Source organism: Paenibacillus sp. JGP012, assembly GCF_014203995.1.
In the GTDB taxonomy this organism is placed as follows: Bacteria; Bacillota; Bacilli; order Paenibacillales; family Paenibacillaceae; genus Paenibacillus; species Paenibacillus silvae.
Genome location: NZ_JACHKG010000016.1, coordinates 113,182 through 135,945, shown reverse-complemented (window position 1 = coordinate 135,945; position 22,764 = coordinate 113,182). Strand labels below are relative to the sequence as shown.

Genomic DNA, 22,764 nt, shown 5'->3' with positions numbered 1-22,764 from the left:
GGGTCTACCCAAAACTGTAATAGAACATGTCCATTTAATGTTTTACTAAATAAGCGATTTTAGATCAAAAATTAATTTTCTTAGAATTTCTTTTTCTTGATTTGCAATTTTTTGAAGTTTTTCGTGAATTACAATTCTTAAATCGATCTCTCGAGAACTTTTACTTAGATACATTCTCATAAGATAATTTCTTAATAAGAGCCATGCGTTTGTCATTTTCCTAATTCTAATAGCATAATCTATTAATAAAATATCATTATACCGCTTACCCACATAATTCAATGATCTACTAAAAAGCATTCTACCGTTTGCTATCTTCTTTATTCTAACGAATATGGGTACATTTTCTAATTCAAATCCATCAAACTCATTTTTTATATCGAACCCCGTTTTAGCTAGTTCAGCAATTTTAGAGATAACATCCAAACACTTGCTATCATCCAACTTTCCTAGATGTTGTAGAATTATTTCCCTATTTTTTTTCAACCCCCAATCACTATTCTCTGATTCTATGGAATAAATTAAACATCCATTTAAGCTTTGATTAAGTAAGTCGTAATCTATAGTCTGATACAATTTCGAAAAATTACTATCCATACAAGTAAATGAATTATCAGCTTTATTATATCCTAGTACTGTGAATGCATGACCTGGAGCATGTTGTTTAAAATAGTATTTTTCAGAATACCAAGGTATCCAGTACATATCCCCAAAAACAGTAATAGGCATCTCTTTTTTTAATTCTTCAATAATGAAATCTACTGTTACGTTATCCATTTCATTTATCATTACCCCGTGGTAGCTCCTTAACAAGCTGTACTTGTCTTTATACCCAGGTGCCATTTTTAAACCAATTATTGAGCTGTTGACATCTTTGTATTGAATATCCCAAGAATCTAAAAACATCATTTCAAACGGACGGTTTAACCAATTAAGTACCGAAGATATCTCTGCTTCACTACAATTCATCTCTGTATCACCGATCGGAATTACATTGATCATCTTGGTTCTCCATTTCACCTTTTTTATGGAATAAAGCTTTAATTAATTTCTAAGTTCGTATCGAATTCAAAAAAAAGCAACAAATATAAACCGAATGGAGCGCTTAAGCGTATATAATGTAAATCCTAAAACGCTCCAATTCATTTCGATTTATTTCAATTATCCAACAACTACTGCATTTAGTTACATAAAATAGTCTGTTTGCTTAAACGACAGCGAAACATCTTTTACTTTCCAGTCATTCTCCAGTCACAATCCGACTTACTTGCTCTTTTAATTTTAAATATTTAATTTGTTACCTTTTCTCTCAAAGAAATCATATTTTTTATCTTGTTCAGTATGCTTTCCTTCTCCGATGAAGGAAGCTTTTTAGTATTTAAAATAATTTCCAACAAGGAAATTGCTTCCTTTACTTGACTTATTGTTATTTCAGTATCCTTCTTTTCAATTTCTTCATATAGTTCTACTAATCTAGCATAGGGTCTAATAACACCTTGTTCATACTCAGATACATTATCATTCCTGTTCTTTGTTGAAGCGGCTTCAGCTAAACATGATGAAATCAAACTTAAATGGATTTTACGTGGATATTTAATGAACTTCACTCTATTTTTGCCCCACATTTGATTTAACCAGGTTCTGCTAAGGGGTTCATCCATACTAATAACTTGTTTTGGTTCCAACTCTAAGTTGTTTCGTGCTATGTTCTCTAACACAGGGCTTGGGCCTACATTAATGAAAACATCGATTTTGTTTTTCATATATAACATAGTTTGAGACCATAGAACGGGTGAGATGATTTGTCTTACAATATCTTCTTTAGCCTGCCATGACGTTATATGCGGTTTACCTGTAACGTTTGAAATAACGGGCCAATTGAAAGCATTAAATTGAAGGTTTTTCATGAATGCTCCTAGCTTTTCTGCTGCTGCCGACATAAATTGTGTATGAAAAGGAGCATTCACTTTAAGAAAAATGGTGCGACCTCCTTGAGATTCTAATCTTCGAGAGAGTATTGACAATCCCGAAGAAACCCCAGCTATAACGAATTGTTTATCTGAGTTATAGTTTGCAATGACGATCTCAAAACCTTCTTTAAATAGACTTTCACATTCATTCTGGACAGTAGTTCTATCTAGCCCCATAACGGCAACCATGCCACCATCAACTTCCTGTGCTATTTCTTGCATTGCTCTTCCTCGCTGATGTACTATTTGAATGCCATCTTGAAATTTGATGGCTCCAGCACATGTAAGAGCTGTAATTTCTCCTAGACTATGACCAGCTGAAAGATAAGGTTCAAACTGAAACTCTGAGTTCAAAACAGTGTATTGTGCAAAACTTACTAAAAAAATGGCCAGTTGGGCTTTTTCCGTTTGCTTTAAATTATCTACGGTGCTTTCAAAACAGATTCTTCTCAAATCCAAATGTGTTATATCGCTAGCTTCCTCAAAAAGATGCTTCACTGTGGGATAACTATCATATAGATTTTTCCCCATACCAGGGTATTGCGCACCCTGGCCGGGGAACAATAAGGCAACCCGCATTCTTAACAGCTCCTTATATCACACTCAATTTACTTTCCATAAATAGTAAAATATCATTAAAGTTATTAAATCTTGCGAAGTCGAGTTCCTCATCCTCGAACTCCATATCATAAGCTTCCTCAATTGCTATAATGAATTGAATATACGTAATCGAGTTAAGGTAGCTATCAATTGGATTTTCCAAATTAATATCTTTGCCCTCATCCAACCATCCTTTTTGACGAAGTAGATTTACAAATTGTTCTTTTAGCTCTTCATATTTTTTACTCATTTTTCTCATTCCTCTACTGTTTTTTAGTAACTAACAACTCATTAACTAGTGCCACAAGATTTTTGACTTTACCAAACAACTCAAAATTCATTTGTTGATCACTAAACGTAATGTCGAATTCCTCCTCGAGCTCAACAATGATTTTAATAAAGTTTAAAGAATTGATTCCGAGGTGATTAAGATCCTCGTCCAAAATAGTAGAATCATCAAAATTTCGTTTAGTAATATTCCGTTTTAAAAGTTCAATAATTTTTTTTTCCGTATCTTGTTTCATATTGACTCCTCCTTTAATGACTCTAAATAAAAATACAAATTATCAATTAATATACGGAAATCTTCGGCAGGGAAGGCTGCCGTGATTCTAATCCAGAATGGTTCGTCGCTATCTACTACTTTATTCCCAAAATACATAGACTCTGGAATTACTGTTACTTTTATGGCTTTGGAAATTTCGGAACAAAACTCTAGTTGTTCTCGGCTTACTGAATTTTTAATTTTGATACAAAAGTTAAACCCTCCTTGTAATTCAGTTATTTCTGATAGATGCTTCTGAAGTCTTTCTTTTGTATACAAATAATTTTCATTGATAACCGAATAGTTATCAGCTATTTCTTTTGCAAATGTATCAACATCTCCATGAATATCTTTTGTTTTTATGAACTTCTTCAAAAATTTAACAAAAACATCATTTCCAGAGTTAATCAACAAAAACTTACGAAAAATTTTGGATATTTCAGATACTTCATGGCTTACTAGCTCTTTTCGTTTCAGATACACAACTCGATAAAATAAATCAATGATGAAAGGAGTAATATAAATATTAGGCGGATTGAAATAATAGAGCTCATTCAAGTACTTGACATAATCTATCACTTCTTCCGAAGAAACAATGTAACCTATTCTTGCACCTGGGATGCTTCTAGTTTTCGATATACTATTAATAATAGTAGCATTCTGGTAATAATTCTCCTCATAAAGAATTTTATTAATCTGGACAAATTCAAATTCACTAGTGAATTCTTCCATTTGACATTTATCTACCAATAACTTAATATTATTACTCCTTGCTATGGCAACAATATCTCTGAATTCCTTATCAGAATATATTTCTCCCGATGGATTCCCTGGAAGGGTCAATACGATCAGACTCGGATTATCTGTCTCTACGGATTGTTTTATTTCTTCCACTGTAGGAAGAATCCTGTTTTTCAAACCCGATAACAAAGTCCTTCCATTCAACTTATATCTATCCAAGCACTCATAAAACAAATAGAAATTTAAGCCAAGTAACAATATTTTAGAGTTTGAATGGGCCAATGAAAAATACTCAAAGTAGAACATGATCGCAGCAGTTGCTCCTGCAGTAACACAAACATGATCTGAGAAATTTTCAGCTAACACAAGTTTTTCAGTAGCAAGTAATTTTTCATATGATTTGATTGCTTCAACAACTGATGGATATCCATCTGTCATCGTATACGTTTTCACGAAATCGCTATTTTTTACTTCTTTCTCGAATAATTCTGTATACAATCGAGGAGGGTGAAACTGATTTATTCCATTGGACAAGCTTGTACGGAAAGAGATGAGAGAATCCATTGCAATACCGGGAAGACCCGAATTTTTCTTTTTCCTTTCTTGTACATAGGCAAGTTGTTCCATATTAATTTTCTCCTTTAGACAGACTCAATCCACTATAATCATAGGCTCTGGCCAAGAATGGAATTGATTAATGTAAGAGATTGTATAGGCACCACACTCCTCCAGATCAAGCAAGTCTTCTTCCTGAATATCGTGCTTTAAAAAAATCTGAAACAAAGGTCGATGTAGGCTTGTAATGTCTAGGAAACGATAGATCTTTCTTTTTCCTTTCTCCACTGATCTATTTATAACTTGTATTGAGCCTGGTTTTCTCATTAAACCCGTAGGGATTCCTGCATCTAAATAAACATCATAGAATCCCTCTCTTTCCTTAACTAGTATTACTTTCGTTCTAATCCTAACTCCCTTATTTATAATCGCTGAACCAGGTTCAGCAATGATTTGTAAATTATATTTATTTTTGAGTTCTTTCAGTCTTTCGTTTAACTTAGGGTAATAATCCTCTGAAAAATTCGATTCGTATCCTCCCCCAATATTTAAGATAATAGGTTTATCTTTATTTAACTTTCTTATAATTTCCTCTGAACGATCTAATACACGATTTGAAAATTCTATATTTCCATTTTTGCTAATATGAAATGCAACACCATCTATAGACGATAAAAGTTCATTTTCATTTTCCTCAATATTTTTTTGATTCATTCCATACTCAATGGAGTCGGGAATAATATCACTGATATAAATTCTTAAGATCTTCTTGGCATCTGGAGCATATTTATTAAGTTTTATGAGCTCCTTCATATCATCAAATCCAAAATATCGCACACCGTTTTCATACATATACTCAATCATTTCAACTTTTTTAATTGGTAGTCCACACAGAATGCGATCCAAAGGTGCTCTCACCGATAACACCTTTTGAAATTCCTCGAGACTTGAAATTTCAAAACCACAATTTTCTTCTTTGAGAATTTTCACCACATTAATATCAGGGTTTGCTTTCATCGAATAAAATATATCGCATTGATTAAGCTTTGCACTCATATCCTGATAACACTCAACAATTCTATCCTTATTTAGAATATACAGCGGTGTATTTTTCATTTTTTCCTCCCTAATCTCTAAATGATCATATATCTTCCAAAGTTGCATGTAATGAGCATTAAATTTATAAAAATCAATTAAAACCAACTTGCTTTTCATTTAACATTTGTCCCCTTATATCGCTATCTTATGCTTTCACAGAAACGTAACTCTAAAAAAACTCTCTAAGCTTCAGTCTCCAACTATTCAATTTTAAGATAAGATTCTTCAATAATCCCCAAAATATGTTTTATTATTTTTTTTCCTATAATGGTTGTGAACTCTTTACTAAAAGTATGCTCATCTGATCTCAAGATCATCTGGTAACTATCCATATTAGGTGCAACATATAATCTCAATGGTACATGGATATAAGCATCTTCATTTTCAAATTCAATAATGAGACTTGAAGGCGCTGAACTTGCAACCGGATAATTTAAAAACACCAATCCACCAGTGTAAATTGCATTATGGAGATCTGATAGAGGAACGTCTCCCCATTCTGAAATCTGTTCTATTGAATTATGCTCGTGATCCTTCAAAATCATATTCTTTGATTGGAGTCCTTTTAGCCAAGTGCTTATCAAAGTGCCCTTCATAATAGGAACACGAACAGGGAGTACATTCGCAAAAAGACCAACTATTTTATCGACGTCGGGTATTTCATACGACCTTCCTGAACAAACTGATGCTAAAAGAATATCGTCAGAGTTTTGAATTTCTCTTTGAGATAATGCCCATATTCCTTGAAATAAAGTAAAAGGAGTTATCCCTATTCTTCTACAATAATCTATCAGTTTTTTCGAGTCTTCTGTAGTAAATGTATATTCATATTCAAAAGGAGTAAAATTACTTCTCGCTGCAACTACTTTACTATTCGAAGTTTGAAATCCTTGAAACTCTTTTTCCCAAAATTGTTTAGATGACTCAGTATTTTTTTGCTGTAGCCAGCCAATATACTCTTTGTAATCTGAACGTCCATGATAAACACCCTCAATTTCTAATGCCCCCGCGGATTCACAGGCTTGAATCAGTTGAGTTAGTATGATTTTAGTGCTCCATCCATCAAACAAAGAATTATAATATTTAATTACTATTTTAAAAGAATCTTTTTGCATTTTAATTAAGTACAATTTTATTAAAGGTGGAGACAAAATATCAAAGTTGTTTTGCTTTTCCTTCTCAATCCATTTTTCATAATTTTCTTTTTGTTCAGAGCTATTTAGGTGACTCCAATCCAGCTCAATGATTGGAATTTCTAAATCCTTATAGACAACTTGTAAGGGTTCAGACAACCTTCTCCAATGAAATGCTGTTCTTAGGATTGAGTGTTTCTGAATAACTAATCTCCAAGCATTGATGAGTTTGTTAGCATTAATTATCCCCTTAACATTGTAATTGGAGATGGCTACCTCGTGTCCCGTACCACTGTAATTAATATTTTGGGCTAAAACAAGTCTTTGCATCGGTGACATAGGAAATATAGCTTCAATTGTTTTATCATTCGTAAGAAGAGTGCGAGCATAATTGAAAGACCTTTCATTTCCAATCAAATTCAATCCATTCTCTTCAGTTATTGAACTTTTCTCATAAATGAGACTCAAGTTTTCCTGTAAAGTGCTCAAATCTAAGCTATCTTTGGAAATCTCAAATAAAAAACAATGATTTTGCTCCAGCTCTACACAAACTTCTTGGAACACTTTAACAAAAGTCATAATCTCCTGATCGCTATGAGCAGTAGAAAGAAAACATGTACCACCTTCCCAAATGTAAATCCCTTTTTCAATCAACATAAAATAAATAAAACGAAGCAAATTGGGATCTTTTGTTTGAAAAATAAACAATGAACCAAAAGAAGCAATTTTCATTGGAATCTTTGAACTTTCTAGAAAACCATTCAAATATTGAACCATTGCACTAGTCCTATCATTTAAATGATTTTGCAAGCGTTCTCCTTCGTCCAAAATCCGATTCAAAACAACTTTAGCTGCAACCATTGCTGTAGGATGATGGCTAAATGTCCCTCCTGTTTGTACTACAAATCCACTTGGAGCAGACTCATCGTGAAAGTCCCAGTAACCACCATCTATTCGGTCCATATATTTCGCTTTTCCTGCAAACACACCTAATGGAAATCCTCCGCCGATGATTTTCCCATATGCAACAAGATCTGCTTCTACTCCAAAATATTTCTGTGCACCACCAGGATGAACTCTGAATCCAGTTATAATTTCGTCAAAGATAAGAGCAATGTCATGATCTTTAGTGATAGTCCGTAACTCATGTAGAAACTCTTTAGGCTGGAGAGCAGGATTTCTGCTTTGTATTGGTTCAACAAGAACCGCAGCAAGCGATTGTGCATTATTTTTAATTATTTCTAAGGACTGTACATCACCATACTCCAACACCCAGACATCTTTAACCATATTCTCGGTTGTACCTAAGCTTAGTGGAATCGCTTGTGCACTTTGATCATGTTCGCTTTTTAATACATAAACTCCATCAAATGTTCCGTGGAACGAGTGCGAGAAAAGAACGATGATATCTTTACCCGTTGTTGCTCTAGCAATTCTTACAAGGTTCATGATTGCTTCTGTGCCAGAATTGCAAAATGCCACTCGTTCGACCCCAGTAATTTGATTCAATAATTTAGCGACTTCCCCAGGATGGTCAGTATGGGGACCTAATATTATTCCTGTATTTAATTCATCTGAGACTGCCTGATTGATCTCTGGGTCATTATATCCGAAAAAGTTAACTCCAAATCCCATTGAAAAATCGAGATATTCATTCCCTTCCACATCCCACATTTTGGAACCAATTGCCCTCTGAGCAACAATTGGATAAATAATCTTTTTCCAATCCCTACTGAAACCTTGAACCCTACGTCCATTAGCCCACACTTTTCTGTGTTTCTGCGCCAGTTCCATCGATTTCCCAGTCTTATTATTGTACTTCCGTATTAGCTCTCTCAAAAAATTAAGTTGGTTATCTGTCAACTTTGCGTTAGATTTTACAATATATTTTTGAAAGAATTTATCATTCGAATTTTCCAAGTGTTCCTTGGGTTTATGTTGGATTGTAGGAACTTTGACTGAATCTTTAGGCTGAGCAACCTTGTGATGATTGTCAGACACACCTCTAAATTCATTATTATTTATTAATATATTTAATTGTTGACTCATAATTTTTAGCTGATTTTCCAATAAACCAACAATTTCTTTTCCTTCATTATGAAGTTCAGTACCTTGTACTTCTATACCTTCTACTACTGCTGAAGAACTAGAATTTATACTCTCGTAAGAAATTCCTTTTTTTTCATCGATAGGTTCTGATAAGAGAACAGTAGGAAGTTGAGTCACAATAAAATCCGCAAGTTTTTTCAAGTTACCATATTCGTTGAATAGCTCACCTGCGGAGATCTCAATGTTGTATCTCTTCTTCAGCTCTTGTTTTAGTTGAATAATTGAAATAGAGTCAATTCCCATTTCAATATAACTTAAATTTTCGTCAAATTCTGAAGAGTCTAATTCAAATAAATTTGCGACAAACCCTTTCAAATCGTTAAGTACATTATTAGATTGAGTAGTTTGCATTGTTAAGACTATTTCCTCCTTTACAGGTTCGGCTAAACCTTCATTCTCTGGAATTTCCAACCAAAACCTCTCTCTTCGGAAGGGATATCCAGGCAGAGATACTTTTCTACCTCTTCTCTTAGTTACTTCACATTGAACATCCTCATTATAATAAATTCCTTGGTCATGATTGCTATCCAATCCATCCAAAATAATCATCTTTAATTTACTTTTTAAATCACTTAAAGAATTGGAAAAAACCACAAGATGCTGAGAATAGAGATTTCGCCCATACTTCAATGTATGATAAATATCAAAAAAGTTGATTTCTTGCTGTTTACAGATAAAATCGTAGTAATTCTCTACATATTCCATCAAAGCTGTTTCATCGTGCGCTGATATTAAAATGGGAAGAACGTCTTCTAATACTTCGTTTTTCAAATCTTCCTCACCTAATTGAGGAGCTTCCTCTAATATAACGTGGCAATTGGTTCCACTTAAACCGAAAGAACTTGCTGCACATCGTATCGGATAAGGAGCATCATTTAACGAAACCGTGTCACGTACATGGAAAAATGGCGAATTAACAAAATCAATATTTCGATTGGGCATTTCAAAATGAATCCCCGGATAAAGCTTTCTTGACTTTAAAGTCAAAATACATTTTAAGATGCCTAGAAGTCCTGATGCTGAATCAAGATGTCCAAAGTTTGTTTTAATCGATCCTATTCCACAAAATTGCTTTCTCAAAGTATATTTTTCGAATGCTTGAGTCAATGCTTCAAATTCAATTGGATCCCCAAGTTTTGTACCAGTGCCATGAGCTTCTATATATGAAATTGAGCTGGGATCAACTCCTGATTTTTCCAACGCCTTAACAATTACTTCTTCTTGTGCTCTAGAGCTTGGTGCTGTAATTCCAATGGAGCTGCCATCATTGTTATAAGCAGAGGCTTTGATTATTGTATGAATATTATTTCCTTCCTTAATTGCAAGATCGAGAGGTTTCAGAATATAGATTATGCACCCCTCACCATTCCCTGTACCATCAGTATCATCACTAAATGTCCGGGCCCTGGAAATCGAAGAAAACACTTCCGGAATCTCTTTGTCCCGGAAACGAACCGGCTCAGATATCAAATTAATTCCTCCAACGATAGCCATTCCACACTCGTCATTATTAATTGCATTGCAGGCTATGTGTAGAGCTACCATGGAGGATGAGCAAGCAGTATCAACTAATAAACTTGGTCCCCTAAGGTCATAATAATATGAGATTCGACTTGCCATGATAGAATCTATATTTCCAGGACCAGCCACAATTTCAAAATCAGGGTCCATTTCTTTGACTTTACGATAATAGTCAGTGCCTTGCGGTTTCCCCAAATAAAATCCTGTATTGCTCCCTTTTAACTCTTCTTTCGTTAAACCAGCATCTTCAAATGCATGATACGTTGTTTCTAATAATATTTTGTGGTATGGATCCATTAATGAAGCTTCTTTAGCAGATATTCTAAAAAATTTATTGTCGAATAGATCGATATCACTTAAAAATGCAGATTCAATAAAATCATAATCAGATTCATCAACATTTTTATAATTAAGATATGCAGTAGTGTCTTTTTTACGTTGTTCAGAAGGCAATGAAATACAATCTTCGTGATCATTCAACAACTTAGTCAGATCCTCGAAAGTATCCGCCTTAGGTAAACGAAATGCTATACCAATTATGGCTATATCTGAATTCTGTTTTTTCTGTTTTGCCTCATAATGAATCTCATTCGTTAGATCCCCTGTTTTTATTCGGGCCATCTTATCCATTAAACTTTCCATCTATACTCACTCATTTCTTAAAGTTACTGAGCATTCCCGTAAACAATTGGAGAAATTCATTAACCTTGTCAATAGACAGTCGTTGATTGTATGAAAGTATAAAATGTATCTCTTCATTAACTTCTTTAAAGGTAAGCCTGAAAAAGCAAGAGTTAGATTTAGGTATTTGATCACCAAAAACAATTTCCCCTTCATTTTCCTTTCTTAGTGAGTTGTATCTAGTAAACACAATTGATTTAAAGATGTTTTGTTTATCTTCCATTAACCTTTGAACATCTAAAAGCAGTTTTTCTAAGTCCGTATGATTAGATATTGGAATAGGCAGCAGTAAGAAATCATTGTAGTTAAATAGGTTTGTTAGGATTTTAACAGAACTCAAACCTGAGATGTATCCAATGACATATGAATATAACGCAATAAAAAACGTTTCTTTCTCTATACCTGTTTGTTTACAAAATTGGTTTATTTCTGTACTAAGTTTTGAAGATAAATGAAAGGAATATTCATTAGTTGTTATGTTGCTTTCATTTGTGAAAAATTCATCGGGAAAAAGATTATAAATATATAGTTCTTCTCGGACATCAACCTCTGAAAAATGTGCTAAATACTCGGCCATTGAATGGATAGTTGGGTTTTTAAAGAAATCAGTTACTTTCAGTTCGGGAAAGGGCTGTTCCAAAGATTGATGTAACTTTAAAAGCAAATATGAATCTCCACCAATTTCAAAGAAATTATCCTCTCTCCCAACTTGCGAAATACCTAATACTTGGCACCACTTATCGTTAAGTATCCTTTCAATATTATTAAGTGGTGTCCTATCGTAGCTTTCCTTAAATTCTGGTTCTGGTAAAGCGTTTAAGTTTATTTTCCCCCCAATAGCAACCGGCAATGAGTCCATATAAACAATACAAGCAGGTATGGAATAACTAGGTAATTCCTTAGAGAGAAACAGCTTTATTTCTTTTGTTTCATTTTCTGTTACTCCGACTACATATGCACAAAGATACTTTTCAGCATTTTTCCGTTCTCTTTGCATCACAATTGCCTGAGTTATACCTGGATATCCAATTAATGCACTTTCAATTTCGCCTATTTCAACACGATGACCTCTAACTTTTATCTGGCTATCTTTTCTGCCAATGTACTCTATATTCAAATCCTCGCGATAAAAAGCCAGATCCCCTGTTCTATACAAACGTTCTTTTGAATTTATGAATCGGTATTCATTTTCCTCAGGTCTATTGATATATCCTTTTGAAACTCCTACTCCACCGATATATATTTCCCCTGGTACTCCGACAGGACAAATATTCAAGTTCTCGTTAAATATATAAGCTTTCATATTGTGAATGGGTCTTCCAATTGGTACAGCAACATTATAGTTTCCATTAGGATCAAACTTGTATATCATACATCCGACCACTGTTTCCGTAGGTCCGTACTCATTAAATATCTCAACTTTTCCATTGAATTTAAGCACAATTTGGTTAGCAAGATCCGTTGTTAACTGTTCTCCACCAACGATGATTTTTCTCAACCTTACCGAATCTACCCTGAAATTCAGCATAAGACGAAGATGTGTTGGCGTGACCTTTATTATATCTGCATGACCCCCCTCTATAATTTTTTTTAAAGCTTCAGGTTCATTGTGATGAATTGAAACTGTATTTCCACTTAATAATGGTGCGAAAATGGATGTCACAGTTAAATCAAAGGCTATTGAAGAATAGAAGGGCATGACGATATTACTCTTATTTTCATCGCCCATGTACTCTAAAATTGCCCATTCAACATAATTTATTAATCCTTTGTGAGTAATTGGACATGCTTTCGGTTGCCCTGTTGAACCCGATGTGTAAATAATATAAATGTTATCTTCTGGGTCAGTATTATATGAGTTGTTAAAATTTTCCGCCAATATAGTCTCAAGATCTTCAATTCGAATCAATTTAAATGGGACTACAAGATTCTTCGAAGTTAAAGAGTGATTCGTTAAGATCAACTTGCATGTGCTGTCTTGAAGCATAAAGTTAATTCGTTCAGCTGGAAATTTCGCATCAATTGGCAGGTATGTCCCACCGACTAAGAGTATCCCTATAATTGAAGCAATCATCTCAGGAGAGTTATCCATGAAAATCCCCACAGTATCCCCTTTGGAAATCCCCTCATCCTTAATTACTTCTGCTACCTGCTGAGATAAGTGCCATAGTTCCTGATACGACATCTTCGAATATTCCTGATAAATAATTGCAGTATTTTGGGGCGTACGTTCCACCTGCTCTTTAAAAAGTTCAGGCAGTGTTTTATTATCAGTAAAACTTGTCGCAGTATTATTTATGACCTTCAAGAGTTTCTCTTGTTCTTCAACCGAAGTAAGCTCGATACTCTGAATTAATACATCCGGATTATCTGAAATTTGATTAAGAACTTGGATAAAACATGATGCTAATCTTTCGATCGTACTTTTCAAAAACAATTCTGTACTATACTCCAACTCAAATAAAAATGAATTTTTTTCAACTTTAATATACAAAGTAAGATCAAATTTTGATGTCTTTCGTACATAATTATTAGACTTCTTCACACGAATACCTGGCAAAGTCAGATCTTGCTCGGATGTGTCATCCATGACCAGTAAAATATCAAACATTGGATTCCGATTTGCTTCTCGAATTATATTAAGATCAGAAACAATCTCTTCGAAAGGATAGTCTTGATGCTGTAACAACAGTTCAAGATTGTTTTGTGTTCTTCTTGACATTGAAAGAAATGTTTCATTCGAATTAACTGATAATCGAACCGGAAGCGTATTCGCAAACATCCCTACTGTTTCTAAGAAATCTGAATTTGTCCTTCCCGCACTTACAGTACCTACAACAATATCATTCTGACCTGAAACCTTATACAAGAGTATCCCAAAAACTGACAACATTGTTGTGAAAAATGAAATATCCTGCGGTTCAGATCGTATTTTTATCTTTTTGTTAAAGCTAAAAAAAATCCGATCGCCATAAAATCTCCTAATGTCCGGCCTCTGAAAATCCGTTTTAAGCTGAAGTGAATTGATTGGATGACTGTATTGATTTTTCCAATATTGACGACTATTTTGATATTGAATGTCGTTAATACAAGATTTCTGCCAATTCACATAGTCGATGTAACTAGGGAATTCACGATTTTCTATATCTCCCGAGTAAATTCGAATCAAATCCTGCATTAAAATATTATTGGAGAATCCATCTGATACAATGTGATGAATGTCTACAATTAAATAATGTATCTCTTCCCCTACATCAATGAGTGCAACCCGAATTAGTGGAGCATTGTTAAGTTGAAATGGCCGTATGTACTCCGCAATTGTTTTTTTATATTTATCATTAGCAGTTTTAATTAAGTCGACGTTAAATGTGATTTCATCAAAAGGAATAATTCTCTGTATCACTTCTTCCTCTTCCCTTAGAAATACTGTCCTGAGACTTTTGTGTCGCTTAATTAGTTCATTGAACGAAGCCTCAATTCTCACATGATTGATTTCTCCACTAAGCTCATAAACTTCTGTCATGTTATAGGCAGTACTTGATGGATCAAGCTGATGAAGAAAATATAAACGCTTTTGAGAAGAGGATATTTCGCCACGTTCAGTATCTGTTAATGATAATGTTGTGCTCGAGTGTATACCATTGTTTTCAATAAGCGAAACCATATCAGAAAATAAAGAAAATAAATAAAAACTTTCTAGATCAACTTTGACGTTAAACTCATTACGCAATCGAAGAGCTAATTTAGTTAATTTTAATGAATGCCCCCCCAATTGAAAAAAGTCAGAGTCAATCCGAATATCATTTGCATCCTTATTAAGGACACTTCCCCATATCGACTTTAAGCGTTCGATAACACTCATACGGCTCTCAACTTCTGATTTATTATTCTCCTGCATAAGCGACTACTTCTCCTTCCAAATTACTCGTTAAAAGTATTGTAATTGGAGCTTGCGAATAATCAATTATAAGTGACATGACTTCAAGAAAATCCTCATACAATTTAATAAATTTTGAATCGGGTCCTTGATCTTTTATTTTGAATACTACTTCATACTCTATAAAGGATCTAAACTCTATGGTTAAACGATTCGCTGACTTTGCATCAAAACTTTGGATTGAGTGAATTGGGCTTTTTTCACGACTTAAGACTCCTTTATCAATAGGATAATTTTCAACGAGAATCAAGACATCGAATAGACCCAAGTCATTAACAGATTTATTATTAATAGCTCTTATAATTTCTGGCAACGGAAAATGTTCAAATTTTCTTCTTTCACTTACCTCTTTTATTATAAGATGAAGATGATCAAGAATATTTGACTGTACATCTAATTGTTGTCTGAGTGGTATTGTATTAATATACAAGCCAATTGTGTTAGTTATACCAACAAGAGGAATGTCTCTCCCTGATACCGCTGTTCCAAATAATATGTCTTTATTTTGTGTATATCTACTAAAAACTACAGCCCATGACATATATATTACACTTGCAATAGTTACATTTTTGGATTTCACAAAGCTATCAAGCTTGTGCTTTAAAGAATTTGACAACGTGTAGTACATACAACGTATCTTGTCTGAATTCTTGTTCTTAGGATCTTTTTTATCAGTAAAGAAGTATTTTGTACAATTTTCGAGATTACTTAATTTGTTTTTCCAATAAGAAATTTGTTCTTCCACTGGAAAAGCAAAAATATGTTTTAAATAAGTTTTATACTCCGATTTCAAAGTAGGAACTGGTTCAGCATTATTTTTCAAATCAAAGTATGTTTGGACAAATTCTCCTATGAGGATTGAATTACTCCAACCATCATACAAGATATGGTGATTGCTAATTATGATTTGAGATGCATTATCATCATGAACACACAAAGCTACATGAAAAGGAGGGCAAGATAAATCTTTACATTTAAATCGTTCTGCTAATAATATCTTAGGATTAGACGGCTCGTCATAAAATGTAAAATTCCCTTCATAATGTTTAAGAATAATTTGAACAGGTTCATTCATCCCTTCCCATCGGAATAAGGTTCGTAACATCTCATTATTTACTATTATTCTTCTCCATGTTTCTACGAATAATTCATAAGTCATTACCTCATCAATGATAAACTGTACTTGCTCTAGGTATAAATCACTATCCTCGCCAAAAAAATCATTAAAGAAAATGGCTTCTTGAAAAGGAGACACAGGTAATATATCCAGCAAATTATTCCTTTCCATCTCTAAAGCCCCCTATCAAAATCTTAATCTTCGCCTCTAATTAATCAGAGGCGAATTAACGCGTTTCGATCCAATTTCCCATTTATATTTCGGGGTATCTGTTCAAGTATAAAAAAATCAGAAGGAATCATAAAATCAGGAAGTATATCAGATAAATATCTCTTCAGCTCCAACAGATCAATTTTCCCTTCGCAGACAATATACCCTACAAGATATCCAATATTTTCTTCATCAAGTTTAGCTACAACAGCAGCTTCTTTGATAGAAGAATGATTAATCAGTTTCATTTCGATTTCTTCAACTTCAATACGATATCCTCTGATCTTTACTTGGTGATCTAGTCTTCCTAAATACTCAAGATGCCCTTCTTCATTCCATTTCGCTAAATCGCCGGTACGATATATTCTTAAATGAGACTTTGATGAGAGAAAAACGAATGATTTCTCCGTTAGATCATTACAGTTGAAATAACCTCTTGCTAAGCCTTCTCCAGCAATACACAATTCACCTGACTCTCCATGCTCAACCACATTATCTTTCTCATCAAGAAGAAGTATCTCGACATTAGAAAATGGTTTTCCAATTGGGATTTTGCTTGTTTTGCCCTTATACTGGGCAAGAGAGTAGTGTGTTGAATAAACGCTTGCTTCAGTTGGCCCATAAAGGTTAACAAATTGAACTTTCGGAAAAGTTTCCGCGAAGGTTAATGCTGTATGGTGAGGCAATGCTTCTCCCACGGAAAAAACATATTGTAATGAGGACATTGCCTCAACTTCTGATTCCTCGAGCCACTCTAACATGATCGTATTCATAGATGGAACCATGTTCATATGGCTAACCTTGTAATGATAGATATATTCTGAAATTCGAGAGGGATCCTTTTCCTTCCCATTTTCCATAATAACAATACGTCCCCCGCCAATTAGCGGGGAAAATATCTCTGGCACAGATGCATCGAAAGAAAATGATGTTTTAAACAAGAATGCAGACTCAGTCCTCATTGGATAGTGGAACTGTAAAGCATTTAATGTTTGAAGCACACTTTTATGCTCAATCATCACTCCCTTAGGATTTCCAGTAGAGCCTGAAGTAAAAATTACATACGCCAAGTCCTCAGGCTGAACAATGGGTAGCGAGTTATTTCTTCCTGTAATGAATTCAGTCCGAACAGTAGATAATAACTCTGACAATTCCAGCCCTAAAATAGTAGTTTTCTTTTCAACTGACTCCAATTGGACTCTATGCTTACTATCATTATTTATAAGTATAACTCCTGGAGAACTTTGACTTAAAATATTTAATATTCTTTGATTTGGATAATTAGGGTCTATTGGTAAATATGCCGCTCTTGCCTTAAGAATTCCTAATATGCCCACAATCATTTCTGGTGTCCTGTCCATAATTATTCCTACAACCTGACCTGGAGTTACGCCAGATGCAATAATTCTGCCCGCAACTAAATCACTGAATTGATCTAATTCATTATAGCTCCATGTTGAATCTTTATACACCAACGCTTCCACCTGTGGAGTTTTACGAACATGTGCTTTAAATTTTGAAACAAGTGTAGGCCGACTAATGATTGCTTTGCTTTGCTCCATTCAATTTCTTCCCCCTCGCTAACCCATTACAACAAAGAGAGTACTAACCATTCAACACCTGATCAATATTTTCAAAATCTTCTTTCGACTGTGCTCCAGATATTAATAGTATCTTAGCTCCTGCTTCAGAATATTTTTTTAAATATTGTCTGACTTCCTGATGTTCACCAACTAATATGGGGTTATTTGATAAACCACTAATATAACCACCTAACCAAAATACATTGTCGTGCAGTTCGGATTCAATTCCCTCGAGAGCCATGTTTCGAATCCATGCAGACTCTGAATGTTTCTTGTATCGATTCGTAGCAATTGCCATTTTGCTCACAGGATATCTTGCATTAGCTACTTTCCAAGCCTCTTCAGATGTCTTACGTGCAATGATTCCAATTTTTATTCCAACATCTACACTCTCACTCAAATTATATGAATAATTTTTTTTGAATTTCCCTACAGGTTGAGGGTGAGTAAGAACCACATCAGCATGTGAATTGGCTATTTGAATATGATGGTCAGACGCACCAGATACAAACAGTTTTGGTGTTAACAACTCATTATTATTCAGCGGACTTAAAGACAAATTATTAAAATGGTAATATTCCCCTTTATACTGAATAGGTTTTTCTGAATGAAATAACTGCTTGAAAATAGAAATGTACTCTTCTAATCTTGCGTACTTCTCTTTATAAGTTAATGTATCCCCAAGTCGTAACGCCTCATTCTGTGCAGCACCAACGATCATGTTTATATATACTGGTCTGCCAGTTACCTGGCTTAGAGTTGTAATAATTTTAGTCGCTGCTACTGGATTGATATACTGAGGTTGAACCGCAACGATTGGTATCAAACCTTTAGTATTTTGAATAACTAATGATGCCAGAACAAATGGGTCAGGTTGAGACAGATTGAAATGGAATAATGTCCCCTTATATCGATATTCTTCAGCTATTTTAGAAATTTCCACTACATGGTTATAATAATCGCTTCTATCATCATAATTTGGAAGGTTGCAGTATAAATCGAATAAGTTATTCACTTTACACCTCCGTAATTTTTACCTCAGGGAAAGGAATTAACTTATCACGGAATCTCTAAAATAACTTTTCACTTTACCAATTGTTTCGAAATTATCCATTAACATATCTTCATCTGGAATATAAATACCTAGTTCTTCCTCTAATGCAACAATAAATTCGATAAACTTTATTGAGTCAATCCCTAAATCAAACATAAGCGAAAGCTCATCTTCTAACTGAGAAGACTCCAAATTCACACTGGAAACACCCATCAAAATATTCATAATTTTTTCCATAATAAATTACCTCCATGAAATTTAATTTAATTGCAATATGAATAGATCACGTCTAATACTCTTAATTCATTTTCATAGATTTCCATCATTCTTTGATGAATTGATTCAACAACATCTGTTCTCAGTTTCCCTGTTACCTTTAACTTTATGAGAGCACCTTGAACTAACCCAAATGACTTTATGGTATTTTCCATCAGTGAAAGCGGCAATTCACTTTTCGTATCAAAAAACTTCTTATATCTAAACATTTCAATAACTTTTAATTTTTTTAACTGCGATATATCAGAAGCTATATTTTGAATGTTAATTTTATCTAAACTCTCTAAATTGGCGTAGGAATGTGCAGCTTTTCGAATATCTTCTATTCCGGCTTTGATTTCATTGTAATGTAGGCACAAATTATTCCGAAAACATTCGATGCTCTCATGTATTGCTATAGGATCTCCATTCTTCACTGTACCCATGATCCGTGTGATATTTATACTTTCATCTTTTCCATCCCAAAGTTCCCATCCTCTTACGCTCTCTTTCACTTCCTGAAATGATATTTTATTAAGGAAACTCGTACCACTAGTTGAATCGAGTGTCCTTGAATCGATAATTTTGAAGTTTCTCTCATCATAGCCAATGATTAGAAAGTAGTGTCTAGCATGTTCCTTTTGATATTCAGGGTTAGCTTTCCAGTAATATCTGTCTATAGGAACAAAAACAGGTGTACCAGCTTGGATAGCCTTTTGGATTGATTCAATTGGACTCTCTGGCAAAAAAAAATCAGAATCTAAATGAATGTTCATATCCTTCAATATATCTACAACTGGTCTTCCGATATTCCGTTCATTCAACTGGAAACCGCTTGTACTTTCAATATATTGGTACACACCTATATCTTCTGCTAATATTGGAAAAACCGTTCCTCCATAATAATAAATGGATGATATTAATGGATTATAGAAACAAGAACGATAATATATCTCATCAAAGGGTTCAATCAATAGTTCCTTATTAATTTCCATATTTGATCCTCATTCGTAATTGAAATTATTTGATGAAACATAAGAACTTACTCTAGCATTAAATTCTCTACTTATAGATGTATATATTTCGTTGCTTACCGTTGGAAATACAATTTCTTCGACTTGTGCAACTGGAAGGACTTTTAATGATGTCCCTGTAAGAAAACAGCTTTCATATTCATGAATCAAAGATGCATCAATTGAATCGAAAACAATAGGGAGCCCAAGCGACTGACAGCATTCTATGACAGTGTTTCGAGTTACCCCTTTAAGCACTTCATTATCTGGTGCAGTGAAAATTGAATTATCTTGAATAAAGAACACATTTGATCTGCTTCCTTCAGTAATTTTCCCTAATTTATTTATCAATAAATGCTCGAAAAAGATATTTTTTCTTTGCTGAAGGAGTTCATTTAATGAATTAGTTTGCTTTATATTGGGCTGTCCTCGTTCAGCATTCAACAGGCCTAGTTTGACCCCCTCCTTATAAAGGCTAGATGGAGGATAAGAGGTACGATTAAAATAGATAAACATCATTGATTGACTGCCTTCTTGAAAAACCTGAATCTTCACATTGTGATTTTGGATTTTTTCAAATTGAACTAGGCTTAGGATATAAGATTTCAAGAGTTCTGGAGACCAAATAAGTTTATATCCAGATAACTGTAAAGAATTCTTCAATCTCTCATAGTGACTCTCAAAAAAAAGTGGAACTCCTTCCATAATTCTTATCACTTCATATACTGTTGGGGTAGAAATCGGAATTTGAATTTCGCGAATTGAGATAATATTGCCATTAAGAGAGCCATACTCTGATGTGTTATCGGTGATACTCATCTATTTCATCGCTCCCTGAATGTGGTTTACGATCGATCTAAGATTAGGTAGACTACGTGGTTCAAGCATTTCATCCTCAAACTGTAGGTTATATTCCGTTTCTATTGCGACAAGAACAGATATATAAACTATAGAGTCTATTCCCAAATGCTCTAGATTTTCTTCGCTATCCAAGTAATCGATTTGTTCAGGAAATTTTGTATATTTTTTTAATATTAATCTTACATTTTCCTCAATATGCTCTTGAGATGATAAACTGGGTTCAGGAGCAGCTCGTAAATCTGGTAGCGACTGTTTGTCGACTTTACCATGATGGTTAAGTGGTAACTCATCTAGTTGAACAATGAAATCAGGCACCATATACTCTGGTAAATGTGCTTGCATGTATTGCTTAACTTCTAATTCTGTAAGATGATTGTTAGACTCATAATATAAACATAAGAATTTACTTTCATTTCTCTCCTTAACTAATACAGCCGAATTATTAATATGATCATGCCTTGCCAAGAAAGATTCAATTTCTTCAACTTCAATTCTATGGCCTCTGATTTTATACTGATTATCCACTCGTCCAACAAACTCCAAATTTCCATCCAGGGTGATTGTGACTAGATCACCAGTTCGGTAAAGCAATTTATTTGGATTATCTGAGAGATAAATAAATCTCATTGCAGTATCTTCAGGTAAATTCAAATATCCGGCTCCCACCCCTTCGCCGCCAATGTACACCTCCCAGGGTCCATCTACCTCTTCTTCTTTTATACAATAAATTTCCACATTATTTATAGGAATGCCAATCGGTACTTTCGAAAGTGTATCTTTCTTTCGACGATCAACCTTATAGAAAGCTGCAATATCCGTACATTCCGTAGGCCCATAAGTATTATAGAGGTTTGATTCACACTCTTCTGAGTTTAGCCACGGAAGATATTGATAGATGTTTAATGCTTCTCCCCCAAGCACAACATTTCTAAGAGAAGTTAGTTTTTTGAATTGATCTTTCTGGTTATATTCAATGATCGGTAAAAAAGCACTTGGGGTTGTATTAATGAGTGTTATATTTTGATTCTCAATCAGATCAGATATTGCTCTAACATTGAATTGATCTTTAGAGAACAAGCATATACTTGCACCAGTTATTAAAGGAGCAAAAATGTTCTTTTGAGCTAGGTCAAAACTAATGGAAGTGAAAAACAATACCCTGTCATCTTCCTTTAGCTTCAGTTCATCAATATACCAATTCAAAAGATTTAAGAACGAATGGCACTTCACCTTAGCCCCTTTAGGATTTCCGGTTGAACCCGATGTATAGATTACATACATTAGATTATTCTCATAAGGCTCTATGGTTGATTCCTTGTCGACTATGTCGAAATACGTTTGATTAATGATTTCATCAATATATACATTATTAACTCCAATGTTTTCACACATTTCTGCCTCCCTCACGGGAAGTAACAATATCTTGCTTCCAGAATTCTCAATCATATACTTAATTCTTGTTTGAGGATAATTGCGATCAATTGGCATGTAAGCTGCACCAATTTTCAATATTGCTAGAACTCCAATGATAAATTCAGGACGTCTGTTTGATAAAATACCGACAATGTCACCATACTCAATCTTCAAACCATTCTTTAAATAATGAGAAAGACGATTCACTCTCGTTTGTATATCTTTGTAAGTAAAGGACTCTCCCTCCGTCAGAATTGCTATTTTATCTGGATGATTGTTAACTTGTTCTTCAAATCTATTTACTATAGAACAATTTGAATATTCGACCTTTGGTCCAGTAAACAAACGAATCATTCTTGTGTTCAATCA

General features: G+C 34.1%; 15 protein-coding genes. All 15 read right to left on the bottom strand.

What is annotated here, in order from left to right:
• Nucleotides 1-45: 45 nt before the first annotated feature.
• The 15 genes from HNR77_RS19030 to HNR77_RS18960 all read right to left on the bottom strand — a co-directional run bounded on the left by HNR77_RS19030 (nt 46) and on the right by HNR77_RS18960 (nt 22,761).
• On the bottom strand, nt 46-1,002 hold the full coding sequence (locus tag HNR77_RS19030) for a cysteine peptidase family C39 domain-containing protein (RefSeq protein ID WP_184187715.1): 957 nt from the start codon (nt 1,000-1,002) through the stop codon (nt 46-48).
• A 287-nt stretch (nt 1,003-1,289) separates the two neighbouring features.
• Nucleotides 1,290-2,549, bottom strand: a complete 1,260-nt coding sequence (fabD, locus tag HNR77_RS19025; RefSeq protein WP_184187712.1) for an ACP S-malonyltransferase — start codon at nt 2,547-2,549, stop codon at nt 1,290-1,292.
• Between the two features lie 13 nt (nt 2,550-2,562).
• Complete coding sequence (locus HNR77_RS19020) at nt 2,563-2,820, bottom strand: hypothetical protein (protein ID WP_184187710.1); 258 nt, start codon at nt 2,818-2,820, stop codon at nt 2,563-2,565.
• Nucleotides 2,821-2,833: 13 nt separating this feature from the next.
• A complete protein-coding gene (locus HNR77_RS19015) occupies nt 2,834-3,094 on the bottom strand; it encodes a phosphopantetheine-binding protein (RefSeq protein ID WP_184187707.1) in 261 nt (86 codons plus the stop codon).
• Nucleotides 3,091-4,482 (bottom strand): pyridoxal phosphate-dependent aminotransferase, encoded by a 1,392-nt coding sequence (locus HNR77_RS19010; protein ID WP_184187705.1) that lies wholly within the window; start codon nt 4,480-4,482, stop codon nt 3,091-3,093. The genes HNR77_RS19015 and HNR77_RS19010 overlap by 4 nt, the downstream gene beginning before the upstream one ends.
• A 24-nt stretch (nt 4,483-4,506) precedes the next feature.
• Nucleotides 4,507-5,625 carry a type III PLP-dependent enzyme domain-containing protein gene (locus tag HNR77_RS19005; protein WP_184187702.1) on the bottom strand — a complete coding sequence of 373 codons (1,119 nt, stop codon included), beginning with the start codon at nt 5,623-5,625 and terminating at the stop codon, nt 4,507-4,509.
• 83 nt (nt 5,626-5,708) lie between these two features.
• Nucleotides 5,709-10,913 carry an aminotransferase class III-fold pyridoxal phosphate-dependent enzyme gene (locus HNR77_RS19000; protein ID WP_184187700.1) on the bottom strand — a complete coding sequence of 1,735 codons (5,205 nt, stop codon included), beginning with the start codon at nt 10,911-10,913 and terminating at the stop codon, nt 5,709-5,711.
• Between the two features lie 10 nt (nt 10,914-10,923).
• On the bottom strand, nt 10,924-14,850 hold the full coding sequence (locus HNR77_RS18995) for a non-ribosomal peptide synthetase (protein ID WP_184187697.1): 3,927 nt from the start codon (nt 14,848-14,850) through the stop codon (nt 10,924-10,926).
• Complete coding sequence (locus HNR77_RS18990) at nt 14,837-16,177, bottom strand: condensation domain-containing protein (protein WP_184187694.1); 1,341 nt, start codon at nt 16,175-16,177, stop codon at nt 14,837-14,839. The genes HNR77_RS18995 and HNR77_RS18990 overlap by 14 nt, the downstream gene beginning before the upstream one ends.
• Nucleotides 16,178-16,221: 44 nt before the next feature.
• Nucleotides 16,222-17,778 carry an amino acid adenylation domain-containing protein gene (locus HNR77_RS18985; protein ID WP_184187691.1) on the bottom strand — a complete coding sequence of 519 codons (1,557 nt, stop codon included), beginning with the start codon at nt 17,776-17,778 and terminating at the stop codon, nt 16,222-16,224.
• 43 nt (nt 17,779-17,821) lie between these two features.
• Nucleotides 17,822-18,814, bottom strand: coding sequence for an LLM class flavin-dependent oxidoreductase (locus HNR77_RS18980; protein ID WP_184187688.1), 993 nt, complete (start codon nt 18,812-18,814; stop codon nt 17,822-17,824).
• Between the two features lie 36 nt (nt 18,815-18,850).
• Entirely contained in the window at nt 18,851-19,090 is a 240-nt protein-coding gene (locus HNR77_RS18975; RefSeq protein WP_184187685.1) for an acyl carrier protein, read from the bottom strand.
• 26 nt (nt 19,091-19,116) lie between these two features.
• A complete protein-coding gene (locus HNR77_RS18970) occupies nt 19,117-20,103 on the bottom strand; it encodes a BtrH N-terminal domain-containing protein (RefSeq protein WP_184187682.1) in 987 nt (328 codons plus the stop codon).
• 9 nt (nt 20,104-20,112) lie between these two features.
• On the bottom strand, nt 20,113-20,940 hold the full coding sequence (locus HNR77_RS18965; RefSeq protein WP_184187679.1) for an aminotransferase class IV: 828 nt from the start codon (nt 20,938-20,940) through the stop codon (nt 20,113-20,115).
• The gene (locus HNR77_RS18960; protein WP_184187677.1) at nt 20,941-22,761 is read right to left on the bottom strand and encodes an amino acid adenylation domain-containing protein; all 1,821 of its coding nucleotides are present in this window, start codon (nt 22,759-22,761) and stop codon (nt 20,941-20,943) included. It lies immediately after the preceding gene.
• Between the last annotated feature and the right edge of the window lie 3 nt (nt 22,762-22,764).